Annotated in this window: 11 protein-coding genes and 1 riboswitch; of the genes, 2 read left to right on the forward strand and 9 right to left on the reverse strand. The window is 72.5% G+C overall.

From position 1 onward, the window contains the following. The first annotated feature begins 185 nt into the window (after positions 1 to 185). Complete coding sequence (gene recQ / locus C4J65_RS20030) at positions 186 to 2,210, forward strand: DNA helicase RecQ (protein ID WP_115743637.1); 2,025 nt, start codon at positions 186 to 188, stop codon at positions 2,208 to 2,210. Positions 2,211 to 2,254: 44 nt separating this feature from the next. On the opposite strand, the gene C4J65_RS20035 is transcribed toward recQ, so the two are convergent. The 8 genes from C4J65_RS20035 to fahA all read right to left on the reverse strand — a co-directional run bounded on the left by C4J65_RS20035 (position 2,255) and on the right by fahA (position 11,843). After that, positions 2,255 to 4,993 (reverse strand): fumarate reductase/succinate dehydrogenase flavoprotein subunit, encoded by a 2,739-nt coding sequence (locus C4J65_RS20035; RefSeq protein ID WP_115743638.1) that lies wholly within the window; start codon positions 4,991 to 4,993, stop codon positions 2,255 to 2,257. A gap of 11 nt (positions 4,994 to 5,004) precedes the next feature. Next, positions 5,005 to 5,823 carry an ABC transporter ATP-binding protein gene (locus tag C4J65_RS20040; RefSeq protein ID WP_115743639.1) on the reverse strand — a complete coding sequence of 273 codons (819 nt, stop codon included), beginning with the start codon at positions 5,821 to 5,823 and terminating at the stop codon, positions 5,005 to 5,007. Further along, on the reverse strand, positions 5,801 to 6,697 hold the full coding sequence (locus C4J65_RS20045) for an ABC transporter permease (RefSeq protein WP_115743640.1): 897 nt from the start codon (positions 6,695 to 6,697) through the stop codon (positions 5,801 to 5,803). The genes C4J65_RS20040 and C4J65_RS20045 overlap by 23 nt, the downstream gene beginning before the upstream one ends. After that, positions 6,694 to 8,052, reverse strand: coding sequence for an ABC transporter substrate-binding protein (locus C4J65_RS20050; RefSeq protein WP_240330640.1), 1,359 nt, complete (start codon positions 8,050 to 8,052; stop codon positions 6,694 to 6,696). The genes C4J65_RS20045 and C4J65_RS20050 overlap by 4 nt, the downstream gene beginning before the upstream one ends. A gap of 59 nt (positions 8,053 to 8,111) precedes the next feature. After that, positions 8,112 to 8,339: a ferredoxin family protein gene (locus tag C4J65_RS20055; RefSeq protein WP_030145386.1), complete on the reverse strand. Its 228-nt coding sequence runs from the start codon at positions 8,337 to 8,339 to the stop codon at positions 8,112 to 8,114. 41 nt (positions 8,340 to 8,380) lie between these two features. Beyond that, positions 8,381 to 9,169 (reverse strand): GntR family transcriptional regulator, encoded by a 789-nt coding sequence (locus tag C4J65_RS20060; RefSeq protein WP_115743642.1) that lies wholly within the window; start codon positions 9,167 to 9,169, stop codon positions 8,381 to 8,383. 172 nt (positions 9,170 to 9,341) lie between these two features. Further along, the gene (locus tag C4J65_RS20065; RefSeq protein WP_115743643.1) at positions 9,342 to 10,280 is read right to left on the reverse strand and encodes a M56 family metallopeptidase; all 939 of its coding nucleotides are present in this window, start codon (positions 10,278 to 10,280) and stop codon (positions 9,342 to 9,344) included. Positions 10,281 to 10,604: 324 nt separating this feature from the next. Then, a complete protein-coding gene (fahA, locus tag C4J65_RS20070) occupies positions 10,605 to 11,843 on the reverse strand; it encodes a fumarylacetoacetase (RefSeq protein ID WP_115743644.1) in 1,239 nt (412 codons plus the stop codon). A 490-nt stretch (positions 11,844 to 12,333) separates the two neighbouring features. On the opposite strand from fahA, the gene C4J65_RS20075 reads away from it, so the two are divergent. After that, positions 12,334 to 13,143, forward strand: coding sequence for an HAD family hydrolase (locus tag C4J65_RS20075; protein WP_115743645.1), 810 nt, complete (start codon positions 12,334 to 12,336; stop codon positions 13,141 to 13,143). A gap of 37 nt (positions 13,144 to 13,180) precedes the next feature. Here the strand turns inward: C4J65_RS20075 and C4J65_RS20080 are convergent, their stop codons facing one another. Then, positions 13,181 to 13,672, reverse strand: a complete 492-nt coding sequence (locus C4J65_RS20080; protein WP_003974365.1) for a transglycosylase SLT domain-containing protein — start codon at positions 13,670 to 13,672, stop codon at positions 13,181 to 13,183. Positions 13,673 to 13,676: 4 nt separating this feature from the next. Next, positions 13,677 to 13,845: riboswitch (cyclic di-AMP (ydaO/yuaA leader) on the reverse strand. Between the last annotated feature and the right edge of the window lie 412 nt (positions 13,846 to 14,257).

The raw sequence follows: 14,257 nt of genomic DNA on the forward strand, positions 1-14,257 counted from the left end.
CCGGAAACGGGCGGGTCTCCCGCGAACGTGTGAACGATCGTCGTGTCCTTGACGCGGGCGGTGCCGGGCAGCCTGTGGATAACTCTCGGGCTGTCGGTGCGGACCCCTATCGTTGAGGCAGTGGTCGGGGCAGGACGGACCAGGCAGGCCGGACGGGCGAGGTAGTACGTACGGGGGACCAGACGATGGGCGGGACGGGCGTGATCGGCGAGATGGCAGGGACGGCGCAGGTGAGGGACGGGGACAGCGAGGCGCTGGCCACCCTGCACCGGGTCTTCGGGTACGACGCCTTCCGCGGTGAGCAGGAGGCGGTCGTCGAGCACGTGATCGCCGGCGGGGACGCCGTGGTGCTCATGCCGACCGGCGGCGGGAAGTCGCTGTGCTACCAGATCCCGTCCCTGGTCAGGCCCGGCACGGGCATCGTGGTCTCGCCGCTGATCGCGCTGATGCAGGACCAGGTCGACGCGCTGCGGGCGCTCGGCGTGCGGGCCGGGTTCATGAACTCCACGCAGGACTTCGACGAGCGGCGCGTGACCGAGGCCGAGTTCCTGGCCGGCGAGCTGGACCTGCTGTACCTGGCGCCCGAGCGGCTGCGGCTGGACAGCACCCTCGACCTGCTCTCCCGCGGCAAGATCTCCCTGTTCGCCATCGACGAGGCGCACTGCGTCTCGCAGTGGGGCCACGACTTCCGGCCCGACTACCTCGCCTTGTCGCTGCTGGGCGAGCGCTGGCCGGACGTGCCTCGGCTCGCGCTCACGGCGACGGCCACCGACGCCACCCACCGCGAGATCACCGAGCGGCTGCACATGCCGTCGGCGCGGCACTTCGTGGCCAGCTTCGACCGCCCCAACATCCAGTACCGGATCGTGCCGAAGTCCGACCCCAAGAAGCAGCTCCTGGGCTTCCTGCGCGAGGAGCACCCCGGCGACGCGGGCATCGTCTACTGCCTCTCGCGCAACTCGGTCGAGAAGACCGCGGAGTTCCTGTCGCGCAACGGCGTCGAGGCGGTGCCGTACCACGCGGGACTGGACGCGGGGACCCGCGCGGCGCACCAGTCGCGGTTCCTGCGCGAGGAGGGCCTGGTGGTCGTGGCCACCATCGCCTTCGGCATGGGCATCGACAAGCCTGACGTGCGATTCGTCGCCCACCTCGACCTGCCGAAGTCGGTCGAGGGCTACTACCAGGAGACCGGCCGCGCGGGGCGGGACGGCCTGCCCTCCACGGCCTGGATGGCGTACGGCCTCAACGACGTCATACAGCAGCGCAAGCTGATCCAGTCCGGCGAGGGCGACGAGGCGTTCCGCCGCCGGGCCCAGTCCCACCTGGACGCCATGCTCGCCCTGTGCGAGACCGCCCGGTGCCGCCGGGGCCAGCTCCTCGCCTACTTCGGCCAGGACCCGGACGGGTCCGCCTGCGGCAACTGCGACACCTGCGTGACCCCGCCCGAGACCTGGGACGGCACGGTGGCGGCGCAGAAGGTGCTGTCGACGGTGGTGCGGCTGAAGCGCGAGCGGGGGCAGAAGTTCGGCGCCGGGCAGATCATCGACATCCTGCTGGGCAAGCGCACCGCCAAGGTCATCCAGTTCGATCACGACCAGCTCTCCGTGTTCGGCATCGGCGAGGAGCTGACCGAGGGCGAGTGGCGGGGCGTCGCCCGGCAGCTGCTGGCCCAGGGCCTGCTCGCGGTCGAGGGGGAGTACGGCACGCTGGTGCTGACCGAGACCAGCGGTGAGGTCCTGCGGCGGGAGCGGGAGGTGCCGCTGCGCAAGGAGCCCAAGAAGCCCGCCGTGGCCAAGTCGGCGGGCGGCGGACGTGGCGAGCGCAAGGCGAAGGCGGCCGTCGCCGAGCTGCCCCAGGAGCTGGCCCCCGCCTTCGAGGCCTTGCGCGCCTGGCGCGCGGAACAGGCCCGCGAGCAGGGCGTCCCGGCGTACGTCATCTTCCACGACGCCACCCTGAGGGAGATCGTCACCGTGTGGCCCACCTCGGTCGGGCAGCTCGGGGGCATCAGCGGGGTCGGCGAGAAGAAGCTGGCGACGTACGGGGAGGGCGTGGTCGAGGTGCTGGCGGGGCTGGAGGGACCGGGCTCCGCCCCGGCGCCCGCCCCCGCCCCGTCGGACGGACCGGGAACCGGTTCGGGTGCGCAGGCCGGTGCGGACGACTGGCCCGAGCACGAGCCGGAGCCCGAGCCCGAGCCCGACGACTGGATATAGGGACACAGGGCCGGGCCGAGGCCGGCCCTCGCGCCCGCCACGCGTCAGAGCGCCCGTGCCGCGTACGCCCTGACATCGGCGTCCGGGTCGCCCGTGACCGTCGCGAGAGCCGTCCGGGCGTCCTCGGTGGCTGCCGTGTGCCGGGTCAGGGCGAGAACGGCCGCCTTGCGGACGTCGGCGTTCCGGTCGGCGAGGGCCTTGGCGAGGACGGGGACCGCGAGGTCGGGCCCGGCGGCGGACAGCGCGGTGGCCGCGCCCGCCCGTACCTGCCAGGCGGGGTCGGACAGCGCGGTGACCGCACGGGCCGCCAGGGGGGCGGGGCAGCCCGTGTCCGCCAGGGCCGCGAGGGCGGCGCCGCGGACCAGGGCGTCGGGGTCCTCGGTGAGCCGGTCGAGGGGGCTGCCGGTACGGGGCGCCGCCCGCAGCGTCCCCAGCGCCTTGGCGACCGCGACCCGCACCTCGCGGGACGGATCCTCGGCGGCCGGGGAGAGCGCCTCCGCGGCGTCCAGCGAGACCAGCCCGCGCACCGCCTCGATGCGCACCGGGGCGTCGGGGTCGCGGAGAGCGGCGGCGAAGGTGCCGGCGGGACCCAGCCGCAGGATGCGCAGCAGGTCGAGGGCGGTGGCGCGGACGACGGGGTCGGGCCGGGCCAGGGCTTCGGCGAGGAGCTCACCCAGGGCGGGTTCGGGCGTCAGTGTCTCGGCCAGTTCACGCAGGGAGGCGGCCGCGGCGGCGCGCACCTCGCCGTCGGGGTCGGACAGGGCGGCGGCGAGAGCCGGGCCGGTACCGGCCGGGACGGTCTCGGTGAGCACGGTGACCGCCGTGCGCCGGATGCCCGGTGCGGGATCGGACAGGTACGGACGGAGGGCGGAGAGGTCGGGTTCGTTCTCGGCCAGTGAGAGCAGTTCCAGCAGCCTGGGGGATCCGGCGGCGCCGGGCTCGGCGGCCGCGGCGGTCGCGGTGACTGCGGTGACCGGGGTGGCCGTGGGGCGGGCCCCGGTGGCGAGGGGCGCGGCATCGCGGTCCCCGGCCGTCGCCACCTGCTCCGGGTGCACCTCGCCGAGGTGCCGGGAGGGGCCGCCGACCGGTGTGAACTCGTCGATCGGAACCAGATAGGGAGCCACGGGACGTGCCGTGAACTCCATCGCACCAGAGGGGGACTTGTGCAGATCGAGGTGGTGGAACCAGGACGCGTCGTCGCGCTCGGGGATGTCGACGCGCTCGTGGTACAGGCCCCAGCGGGATTCCGTGCGGGCCAGGGAGGACCGGGCGGCCATCTCCGCGCAGTCGCGGATGAAGGTGACCTCGGCGCAGCGCATCAGCTCGTGCGGGGTACGGGCGCCCATGGCCGCGATGTCCGTGCGCATCCGCTCGAAGGACTCCAGGGCGAGCGACAGCCGGGCACCGGACTTCGGCGGCGCCACGTAGTCGTTGACGAGGCGCCGCAGCTTGTACTCGACCTGGGGCTGCGGCGGGCCGTCGGGGTTGCGCAGCGGGCGGTAGACCAGCTCGTGCGCCTCGCGCAGCTGTTCCGGCGGCAGTTCACCCGCGTAGGCCGTGTACCGGGCGGCGTCCGCGCCCGCCAGATCGCCGAAGACGAACGCGCCGATCATGTAGTTGTGCGGCACGCAGGCCAGGTCACCGGCGGCGTAGAGGCGGGGGACGGTGGTGCGGGCGTGGTCGTCGACGCGGACGCCCGAGGCGGAGTGGCCGCCGCACAGCCCGATCTCGGAGATGTGCATCTCGACGTCGTGGGTGCGGTAGTCGTGCCCGCGGCCGGCGTGGAAGGTGCCGCGCGTGGGACGTTCGGTGGAGTGCAGGATGGATTCCAGGGCGGAGACCGACTCCTCCGGGAGGTGGCTGAGCTTCAGGTAGACCGGCCCCCGGTCGCTGGCGACCTCTGCCGCGAACTCGGCCATCATCTGGCCCGACCAGTAGTCGGAGTCGACGAAGCGTTCGCCGTGCCGGTTGACCTGGTAGCCGCCGAAGGGATTGGCGACGTACGCGCACGCCGGGCCGTTGTAGTCCTTGATCAGCGGGTTGATCTGGAAGCACTCGATGCCGGTCAGTTCGGCACCGGCGTGGTAGGCCATGGAGTAGCCGTCACCGGCGTTGGTGGGGTTCTCGTAGGTGCCGTAGAGGTAGCCGGAGGCGGGCAGACCGAGCCGGCCCGCGGCGCCGGTGGCGAGGATCACGGCACCCGCGCGGACGGTCACGAACCGCCCGGTGCGGGTGTTGAAGCCCGCCGCGCCCACCGCCCGTCCCTCCGCCGTCAGGACCCGCACCGGCATCACGCGGTTCTCGACGCGGATGCGCTCGCGCATCTCACGCCGCCGCAGTTGCCGGTACAGGACCTTCTTGACGTCCTTGCCCTCGGGCATCGGCAGCACGTAGGAGCCGGACCGGTGCACCTGGCGGACGGCGTAGTCGCCGTGCTCGTCCTTCTCGAACTTCACCCCGTACGACTCCAGCCGCTGGACCATGGCGAAGCCGCGGGTGGCGGTCTGGCGGACGGTGGACTGGTCGACGATGCCGTCGTTGGCGCGGGTGATCTCGGCGACGTAGTCGTCGGGTTCGGCGCGGCCGGGGACCACGGCGTTGTTGACGCCGTCCATGCCCATGGCGAGGGCGCCGGAGTGGCGGACGTGGGCCTTCTCCAGCAGCAGTACGTTCGCGCCGTGCTCGGCGGCGGTCAGCGCGGCCATGGTGCCGGCGGTGCCGCCGCCGATGACGAGGACGTCGCAGGAGAGCTCTTCGGCGTCGGTGCGGGCGGGGATCTCCACCAGGGGGCCTTTCAGGTGCCGAGGGATGTCAGGACGTCGCGCCGCAGCGCCACGCGGGCCGGGTCGTCGTGCGCGGTGCGGTCCCGGGGGCGGGGCACGTCGCGCACGTCGGTCAGGTGGCCGGTGCCGAGCAGCGCGACACGGTCGCCGAGGTACAGGGCCTCGTCCACGTCGTGGGTGACGAAGACGACGGTGGCTCCCGTGCCGTGCAGTACCTCCACCAGCAGGTCCTGCATGCCGGCGCGGGTCTGGGCGTCGAGCGCACCGAAGGGCTCGTCCATCAGGACGGCGCGGGGCCGCCCGGCCAGCGCGCGGGCCAACTGGGCGCGCTGGCGCTGGCCCCCGGAGACGCGGTGCGGCAACTGCCGGGCCTGGGTGGCGAGTCCGACCCGTTGCAGCCAGGCCGCCGCCTGGTCCCGACGCTCGGCGCGGGGCAGGCCCTGGACGGCGAGCGGGAGTTCGATGTTGGCGCGCAGGGTGCGCCACGGCAGGAGGGCGTCCTCCTGGAAGACCAGTGCGCGGTCCGCGCCCGGGCCGACGATCGGGCGCCCGTCCTGTTCCGCCGTCCCGGCCAGCGGCGGCAGCAGGCCGGCCAGCGTGCGCAGCAGCGTCGACTTGCCGCAGCCCGAGGGTCCGACCACGGTGAGTATCTCGCCGGGGGCGACGTCGACGTCCACACCGCTCACCGCGGCGGCGTCCGGGCGGCCGAGGGTGGCGTCGCGCAGGGTGAGCCGGGTGCCGCGAGGAGACGCCCCGGCTTCCGTCTCGGTCTCGGTCTCGGTCTCGGTTTCGGTTTCGGTTTCGGTCTCAGTCTCGGACGAGGTACTCATCGCGTGCCTCCTCGGGACGGGCGCGGGGGTCCTTGCGTACGGCGGCGCGGGCGGGCGACGGCGCCGCACCGGCCCGTGCGGGTTTCGGACGGGCGGCGGGACCCTGTGCCGTGCGCGGCAGCCAGCGGGTCAGGCGGCGGCCCAGCAGTTCCACGGCCGTGGACGTCAGCCAGCCGAGTACGCCGATGGTGACCATGCCGACGAAGACGCCCGGGTAGTCGACGACGGTGTAGTCCTGCCAGGTGCGGTACCCCACGCCGTACTGACCGGAGATCATCTCGGCGGAGATGACGCAGATCCACGAGACGCCGATGCCGACCGACAGGCCACCGAAGACACCGGGCAGCGCGCCCGGCAGGACCACCGAGCCGAGGACCCGCCACCGGCCGCCGCCCATGGTGCGGACCGCCTCCTCCCACACGGGCGTCAGCGCGCGTACCGAGTGCCGGGTGGAGACCAGCACGGGAAAGAAGGCGGCGGCGCAGGTGATAAAGACGATGCCCTGCTCGTTGGAGGGGAACAGGAGGATCGCCACGGGGACGAGGGCGATGGCGGGAATGGGCCGGATCACCTCGAGGACCGGGCCGAGCAGGTCCTCGGCCAGCCGCGAGCGGGCCACGAGCACACCGGTGGCCACACCCAGGACGGCGGCGAGCAGGAAGCCGCTGAGGATGCGGGTCAGGCTGTCGGTGAGGTCCGTCCAGTAGTCGGGCCCCGTCAGCCGGTCGGCGAAGGTGTGGGCCACGTCGGTGACGGTCGGGAACTGCGAGAAGCGCAGCCACAGGTCGATGTCCTGGCTGGTCAGCACCTGCCACAGGCCCAGGGCCAGCGCGAGCGAGGCGATCCGCAGCGCGTATCGGGCGGAGCGGTTCACGACGCCCGCTCCAGTGCCTCGGCGTACGGGACGACGCGCGCTCCGCCGTGCCCGGCGACGTACGTCTGCGCGGTCTCCGGTGTGACGAAGGGCAGCAGGTCGCCGCCGTCCGCCACCCACACCGCCCGGTCGGCGAACCACAGGGTGCCGGTGGTGGTGTCGGGGACGTAGGCGGCGCGGACCTCGTCGCGATGTCCGGCCACGTGTCGCAGCAGCGCCGTGGGGGAGGAGAAGGCCAGGGTCTTCTGAGCGCCCTCGGGCCAGACCTCGCCGGCCGGTTTCGGGGGCGCGGAGGCGAGCCGCTCGGCGTACTCGGCCGGGCCGAGCGCCTTCTTCACGTACTGGTCGTCGACGAAGGCGTCCACGTCCACGTCGCCGGTGAGCTTCGCGTCCTTGAGGACCGAGACGTCCTTCTTGAGGGCCGCGACGAGCTGCGGCTTGATCGCCGGGTCGAAGGTGGCGATGCCCTGGGCGCCGTTGTAGAGGTAGACGGTCTCCGCAGGCAGGCCGGTGGCCTTCGCGACCTTCTCGGCGGCGGCCACGGGGTGCGTGTCCAGGTAGTCGGTCGCCTGCGTCTGAGCCTTCAGGAAGGCCTCCAGCACGGCAGGGCGTTGCTTAGCGAAGTCCTCGGCAGCGGTGACGCCGTGGAACGTGGGCAGGTTCAGCTGCGCTCCGTCGTACAGCGCCTTCGCCTTGCCCTGGTGGGCGAGCAGGCCGGGCCAGGCGACGAACTGCGAGAGGGCGTCCGCGCTCCCCGAAGCCAGGGCCGAGGCGCCCACCGCGGGCTGCTGGTTGAGCTTCTCGATGTCCTCGGCGGCGTCGAGGCCGGCGCGTTGCAGCGCGCGTACGAGGGTGCCGTCGGCGGCCGAGCCGACGCTCGTCGAGACCTTCCTGCCCTTGAGGTCCTTCAGGGAGGTGAGGGAGGAACCGGGCGCGACGACGATGGTGTTCAGGCCGCCGCGGAGGTTGTAGCCGGTGACCGAGACCAGGCGGGTCGGCTTGCCCAGTTGCTTGCCGCGGGCCGCGTTGATGAGCAGGGGGAAGTCGCCCATCGAGCCGATGTCGATCTTCCCGGCGGTCATCTGGGCGGTGATGGGCGCGCCGGTCGCGTAGTCCTGCCAGTCGACCTTGTAGGTGACGCCGTCGCCGAGGGAGTTGAGCTGCTTCTCGAAGTAGCCGAGGGAGCGCAGCAGGGTTCCGGCGGTGACGGTGTTGATGGTCCTCGACTGGTAGCCGACGGTCACGGTGACCGTGGAGCCGTCCCCGCCGGCGGAGGCGTCGCCGCCGCATGCGGTGGCGGAGAGGAGCAGGGCCACGGCGGCAGCGGCGGCGGGGAAGACGGACGAGGATGACAAAGCGGGCAAGGCGGGCAAGGGGAGGGTGATGCGTTTCGGTTTCATGGGGAGTCGGCCTCTCACCGGAGCAGGTAGGGCATGTTGACCGTGACCGCCCCGGTGGGGCAGCGGGCGGCGCACGGGCCGCAGTACCAGCACTCGTCGACGTGCATGTAGGCCTTGCCGTTGCGCTCGTCGATGGCGAGGGAGTCCAGCGGGCACATGTCCACGCAGAGCGTGCAGCCTTCGATGCACTTCGACTCGTCGATGGTCACGGGCACGTCGGCCCGCTGGGGCGCCAAAGGCATGGCTGTCTCCAGGGAGGGTGCGCAAAATGGGGTGGAAGGGGTTACAGGGAACGGTGCAGCAGGCCGCTCATCGCGATGCGGTCGCCGCGGAAGCGGACGAACTCCAGGTCGACGGGGCGGCCGTCGGCGAGATGGGTGAGCCGTTCCAGCATGAGGACCGCCGTGCCGCGCGGAGCCTCCAGCACGGCGGCGGAGTGCGCGTCGGCGGTGACGGCCTCCAGGGTGATCTCGGCGTGCCCGAGTGGCCGGCCGGTGACGGACTCCAGGAGCCGGAAGACGTCGGTGTTCTCCAGGTCGGCGCCGAGCAGGGCGGTCCCGATGTCGAGGGGGAGGTAGGTGAGGTCCAGGGAGAGGGGCACGCCGTTCAGGCGGCGCAGGCGCTCGACGTAGAGGACGTCGGCGCCGGGTGGGACGCGAAGGCGTTCGGCGACCGGGCCGGGGGCCGGGACGGGGACCGTGGTGCGGACCTCGTTGGTGACGCGTCCGTGTTCGTGCAGGGTCTCCGCGAGGCCCATCAGACGGTCCAGCCCGTGGGCGTACTTGCGGGCCACAACCACCGTGCCGATGCCGGGCTGCCGGGCCACCAGGCCTTCGGCGCGCAGCAGGTCGAGTGCCTGGCGGACGGTGTTGCGGGTCGTGTCGTAGTCGGTGGCGAGGGTGTCCTCGTGGGGGAGGGTGCCGTCGGGGAAGGCGTCGTCGAGGAGTTGGCGGCGGAGCAGGTCGGCGAGTTGACGGGCCCGGTCGGCGCGCAGCCGGCGCCGCGTGCGGTGGGCGGCGACGGTGGTCGCGCCCTGGCCGGCGTGGTCTCGGATGCGGTCGGTGGGCGGCATGGCTGGAACCATACCTATCCGGTCGGATTAGTGGTGTTGCTGGAATGTTGCGCCACCGGGAGCTTCGCCGGCTGCGCGGGTGAGCTGGGGTTTCTCATGGGGGTGGGGGAGTTCCGCCACCGGGTCCTCCTGCCGGGGGGCGCGAGGTGCCCGCAGTCGGGGCGGGCGCCAATCAGGCCAGGGCCGTCAGGCCGGGGGCGAAGGTGATCAGGAGGGGGATGAGCGGGACCAGGGCCGCTGTCGCCGTGGTCAGGGCCCGGTGGCGGCGGGGCAGGCGAGGGCGCGGTTCCAGGAGGCGGTCGACGCGTTCGCCGAGGAGGCGGTGGCTCGAGGCGCAGGAGAGGACTCCGCGGTGCTGGTTCAGCTCGATCAGGGCCAGCGCGGTGGTCAGGTGGCCGCAGCGGCGGGAGGCGGTGTCGTCGGCCGAGAGCTCGACCAGGCGGTGGGTCTGGTCGCAGAAGTGCGCGAAGAGCGGGACGCTCGGGAAACCGGTGGCCAGGGCGGTCGACAGGTGCAGCAGCCAGTCGTGGCGGGCCCGGGCGTGGCCGCGCTCGTGGGTGAGGACGGCGTCCAGCTGATGGTCGGTGAGGCGGTGCAGCGCACCGGTGGTGACGATCAGCTGGGGCGGGCTGCCGGGCATCCACCAGGCGTCCGGGTACTCGTCCTCCAGGACCAGCAGCGGACCACGGGCCGCCGGGAGCCCGGCGGGCAGGTCGGGGGCGCGCTCGCGCAGGTGGGCGCGGGACCGGGCGCGCCGACGGCGGGCCTCGACCAGCTCGCGGGCGAGCATCGCGGTCGTCCACGCGGCGCCGGCCGCCAGCAACAGGGTGAGGACGGCCGCCCAGACCGGGCCGGCGGAGAGGTTGTACGCCGCGGTCACCGCGGGCGGTGCCGGCGCGAAGAGCTGGGCGCGGACGGTCCCGAAGACGGCGGTGGCGCCGAGGGCGAGTGCCGTCAGACAGCACAGCAGCACCGTAGCGACCAGGCACTGCCACACCCACAGCCCCACCACCGGATCCCGCTCGGGCCACGCGGAACGGGTCAGCGCGCGGGGCACCGGCACCGCGGCGGTCACGGCGACGACGAACAGCAGGAGCAGGCAGACGGTCATGCCACTGGCTCCGGATCCTGGTCGAAGGATGGGCGGCTCTGGCTGTACAGGGGTGGTGCTCTGGGCCGGGCCGTGCGCGCACACCGCCCGACGCCAGTATGACGGGGCCGGGCGGTGTGAGTCAGGTGTCGGCGGACACCGGTTCCGGAACCTGGGCGTACGGAACCTGGGCGTACGCGGCTCGAACGTACCGGCCTGGGGCGTACGGGTCTCGAACGTACCGGCCTTGGGCGTACGCGGCTCGAATGTACCGGCCTGGGGCGTACGGGTCTCGAACGTACCGGGCTTGGACGTACGGGCCCCGCATCCCGCCCGGGCGTACCGTCAGACGCCTCGTCCGGCCCCCGGACCGACCACCCGCCCGGTCGCCTCTCCCAGCCCCACCCGGACACCGTCCGGGCCCGGGGCCCAGGCCGACAGGGTCACCACGTCGCCGTTCTCCAGGAACGTCCGCTTGCCGTCGGGCAGTTCCAGCGGGTCGCGGCCGTTCCAGGTCAGTTCGAGCAGCGACCCGCGCTCCCGCTCGGTCGGCCCGCTCACCGTGCCCGAGCCGTAGAGGTCGCCGGTGCGCAGCGAGGCGCCGTTGACCGTCATGTGGGCCAACTGCTGTGCGGCCGTCCAGTACATGGTGGAGAACGGCGGCTCGGAGACGACGTGGCCGTTGACGGCGACGGAGATCCGCAGGTCGTAGCCGCCGGGGTCGTCCTGATCGGGGTCCGTGTCGTCCAGGTAGGGCAGCAGTTCGTGCGTGCGCTCGGGCGGCGCCACCCGGGCCTCCTCCAGGGCGTCCAGCGGCGTGATCCACGCCGACACCGACGTGGTGAAGGACTTGCCGAGGAACGGGCCGAGGGGGACGTACTCCCAGGCCTGGACGTCCCGCGCGGACCAGTCGTTGAGCAGGCAGAGCCCGAAGACGTGCTCGCGGAAGTCGCCGAGCGCGACCGGACTGCCCAGTTCGGACGGCACTCCCACCACGAAGCCGACCTCCGCCTCGATGTCGAGGCGTACGGACGGGCCGAAGACGGGTGCGGCGTCGGCCGGGGCCTTGCGCTGCCCCGACGGGCGTACGACGTCCGTGCCCGAGACGACGACCGTGCCGGAGCGGCCGTGGTAGCCGATCGGGAGGTGCTTCCAGTTCGGGGTGAGGGAGTCGGCGGCGTCGGGGCGGAAGATCTGGCCGACGTTGCGGGCGTGGTTCTCGGAGGCGTAGAAGTCGACGTAGTCGGCGACCTCGAAGGGCAGGTGCAGGGTCACCGACGACAGTGGGTGGAAGAACGGCTGAAGGGCCTCGCGGTGGGAGGGGACCGTCACCCACGCCGTCAGTGCGCGCCGCACGTCCGACCACGCCGTGCGCCCGGCCGCCAGCAGCGGGTTGAGAGTGGGCCGCGCGAGGAGCGACCCGTACGGCGAGCCGAGCGCGTGGGCCGCCGCACCCGCGTCGAGGACGTGGTCGCCCAGCCGTACGCCCACCGTCCGGTCGACCGAGCCGGGGATCGAGAACACGCCGTACGGAAGGTTGTGCGGGCCGAAGGGGTCGCCCTCGGGGACATCGAAGGGGGGCATCGGGTGCTGCCTCGCTTTCGTGCTCGCCATGTGCGCCGTGCGCGCCGTGTGCGCCACGTGATCGGTGTGCGTCGCGTGACACGTGGTCGGGCCACACGTTACGGGTGACGTGCCGCTCTTGGGCAGTGCGGCCGGAGGCGGCGGCGCCCGGGACGCGGTCTTGGCGCAGTGGCGCGAACGGGGACACTCTGGGCGGTGCCGGAAGGTCTTGGGGAGGAGTTCTCGGGGGAGGGGCCTTCGACGGCAGGCGCGCCTCCCCGGTCAAGCCCCCCTGAACAAAAGGAAGTACCGCGGGAGGGTGGGCAGCGCCCCATCCCGATGCCAACCGGGGCACAGGCCCTGAATCGGCTTTAGCCGATGATGTGTCAGGATCCGGACATGATCGGGCGTCCTCGTGCAACCCCGTGCGGGTTCGAGCGCACTCGTTACGCCCTCGTTCGGAAGCGGTCACGGGTGAGTCCGGCGGGTGCGGTGTCCGTATTCTCTGATCATGGACCGCACCGCATACTCACTCGTCGCCACCGACCTGGACGGCACGCTGCTCCGAGGCGACGACACCGTCTCCGACCGGTCGCTGGCCGCGCTGGCGCGGGTCGCCGGTGCCGGTGCGCGGCACCTGGTGGTGACGGGACGGCCGGCACCCAGGGTGCGCCCCCTCCTCGACCGGCTCGGCTGCACGGGGCTCGCGGTGTGCGGACAGGGCGCGCAGGTGTACGACGCCGGCGCGCACCGGATGCTGTGGTCGGTCACCCTGGACCGGGAGCTGGCCGAGACCGCGCTCGGCAAGATCGAGGCCGAGGTGGGCCAGGTGCACGCCGCCGTGGACCAGGACGGCGTCGAGGGGCTGACGCTCATCGAGCCGGGCTACCTGATGCCCCACCCGACGCTGCCCGCGGTGCGCGTCGAGCGGCGTGAGCAGCTGTGGTCCACGCCGATCAGCAAGGTGCTGCTGCGCCACCCCGAGCTGACCGACGACGAACTGGCGGCGACGGCTCGCGCGGTGGTCGGTTCGCTCGCGACGGTCACCATGTCGGGGCCCGGCACGGTGGAGCTCCAGCCCTGCGGCATCACCAAGGCCACCGGCCTGGCGCTGGCCGCCGAGCACCTGGGTCTGGAGCGGCGGCGGACGATCGCCTTCGGGGACATGCCCAACGACATCCCCATGTTCCATTGGGCGGCCCACGGTGTCGCCATGGCCGGCGCCCACCCCGAACTCAAGGCGGTGGCCGACGAGGTCACCACGACGAACGAGGACGACGGCGTGGCCGTCGTCCTCGAGCGGATCTTCGGTACCTCTTGATGCGCTACCGCTTGGTGCGCTGCCGCGGCGGCGCGGCTCAGTACGCGCTGAAGACGTTGTCCATCGAGCCGTAGCGGTCGGCCGCGTAGTTGCAGGCGGCGGTGATGTTGGCGACCGGGTCGTACGGGTCCCAGGAGGTGCCCTCCACGTGGTACGCCTGGAAGGTCGGGTCGATCACCTGGAGCAGACCCTTGGACGGGGTGCCGTTGATGGCGTTGATGTCCCAGTTGTTGATGGCGAGCGGGTTGCCGGAGGACTCACGCATGATGTTGCGGTGAATGCCCTCGTAGGTCCCGGGGATGCCGTGCTGGGCCATGATGTCGAGCGACTCGCGGATCCAGCCGTCGAGGTTGTCCGGGTAGGCCGTGGCCGCCGTGGTGGCGGTCGTGGCGGCGGCCGGGGTGGCCGCGGAAGCGGTGGTGGCGCCGATGAGCGGCAGCGCGAGCACCGCGGCACCGGTGCCGGCGACGGCGAGCTTTCGGGCGAGGCGGCTGGTGCGGGCGTGACGGTTCTGACCGTTGGCAGACATGCGGTGTCCCTCTCCTTACGCCTACGAGGTGAGCTGTCGGGTTCGGGCGGGGAGGTGCCCGGCCGTGCCCTGACGGGTACGGCTTCACCCCGAGCCGCTCCGGTGGTGACCGGTGCGGCGACTTACCTGGGTCCCCCGCTCCTGCCTGCGAGTTTGTTGGGTGGATGACTGTGCGACGGGCGGTGGCAGGATTCGGCGTCCACCCGACAGGCCGGGAACGTATGCGAGAGCACATGTCCGGAACAAGTGCAGGAATCACCCAACATGCCTGTTGACCTTGGTCTGACGTCTTTGGGGCCCTTGATCCTTTGCTGTTGCCAATCCCCAACTGGCTTGCGGGGCAAAGGGAGGGCACAGGTTTCGGTGGGGTTGCCTGCGGGGCGCCCGGAGTGAGCCAACTCACTGGCTTCAACAAGCACGGCAAATAGGGCATTAACCCCAACTAGGAGCCAACCGGCCGCGGGTGGGGACGGCTTCGGGTGTCGAGCGGGGAGGGGAGGGAAGCGGGGAGGGGGAGGAGGTGGGGAAGGGGGCGGGAGAGGGGTGGGTGCGTCTGTCGGGTGACGTTCTCGAAGTGCGGGCCGT

Origin of the sequence: Streptomyces sp. CB09001 (assembly GCF_003369795.1) — a bacterium.
GTDB lineage: Bacteria > Actinomycetota > Actinomycetes > Streptomycetales > Streptomycetaceae > Streptomyces.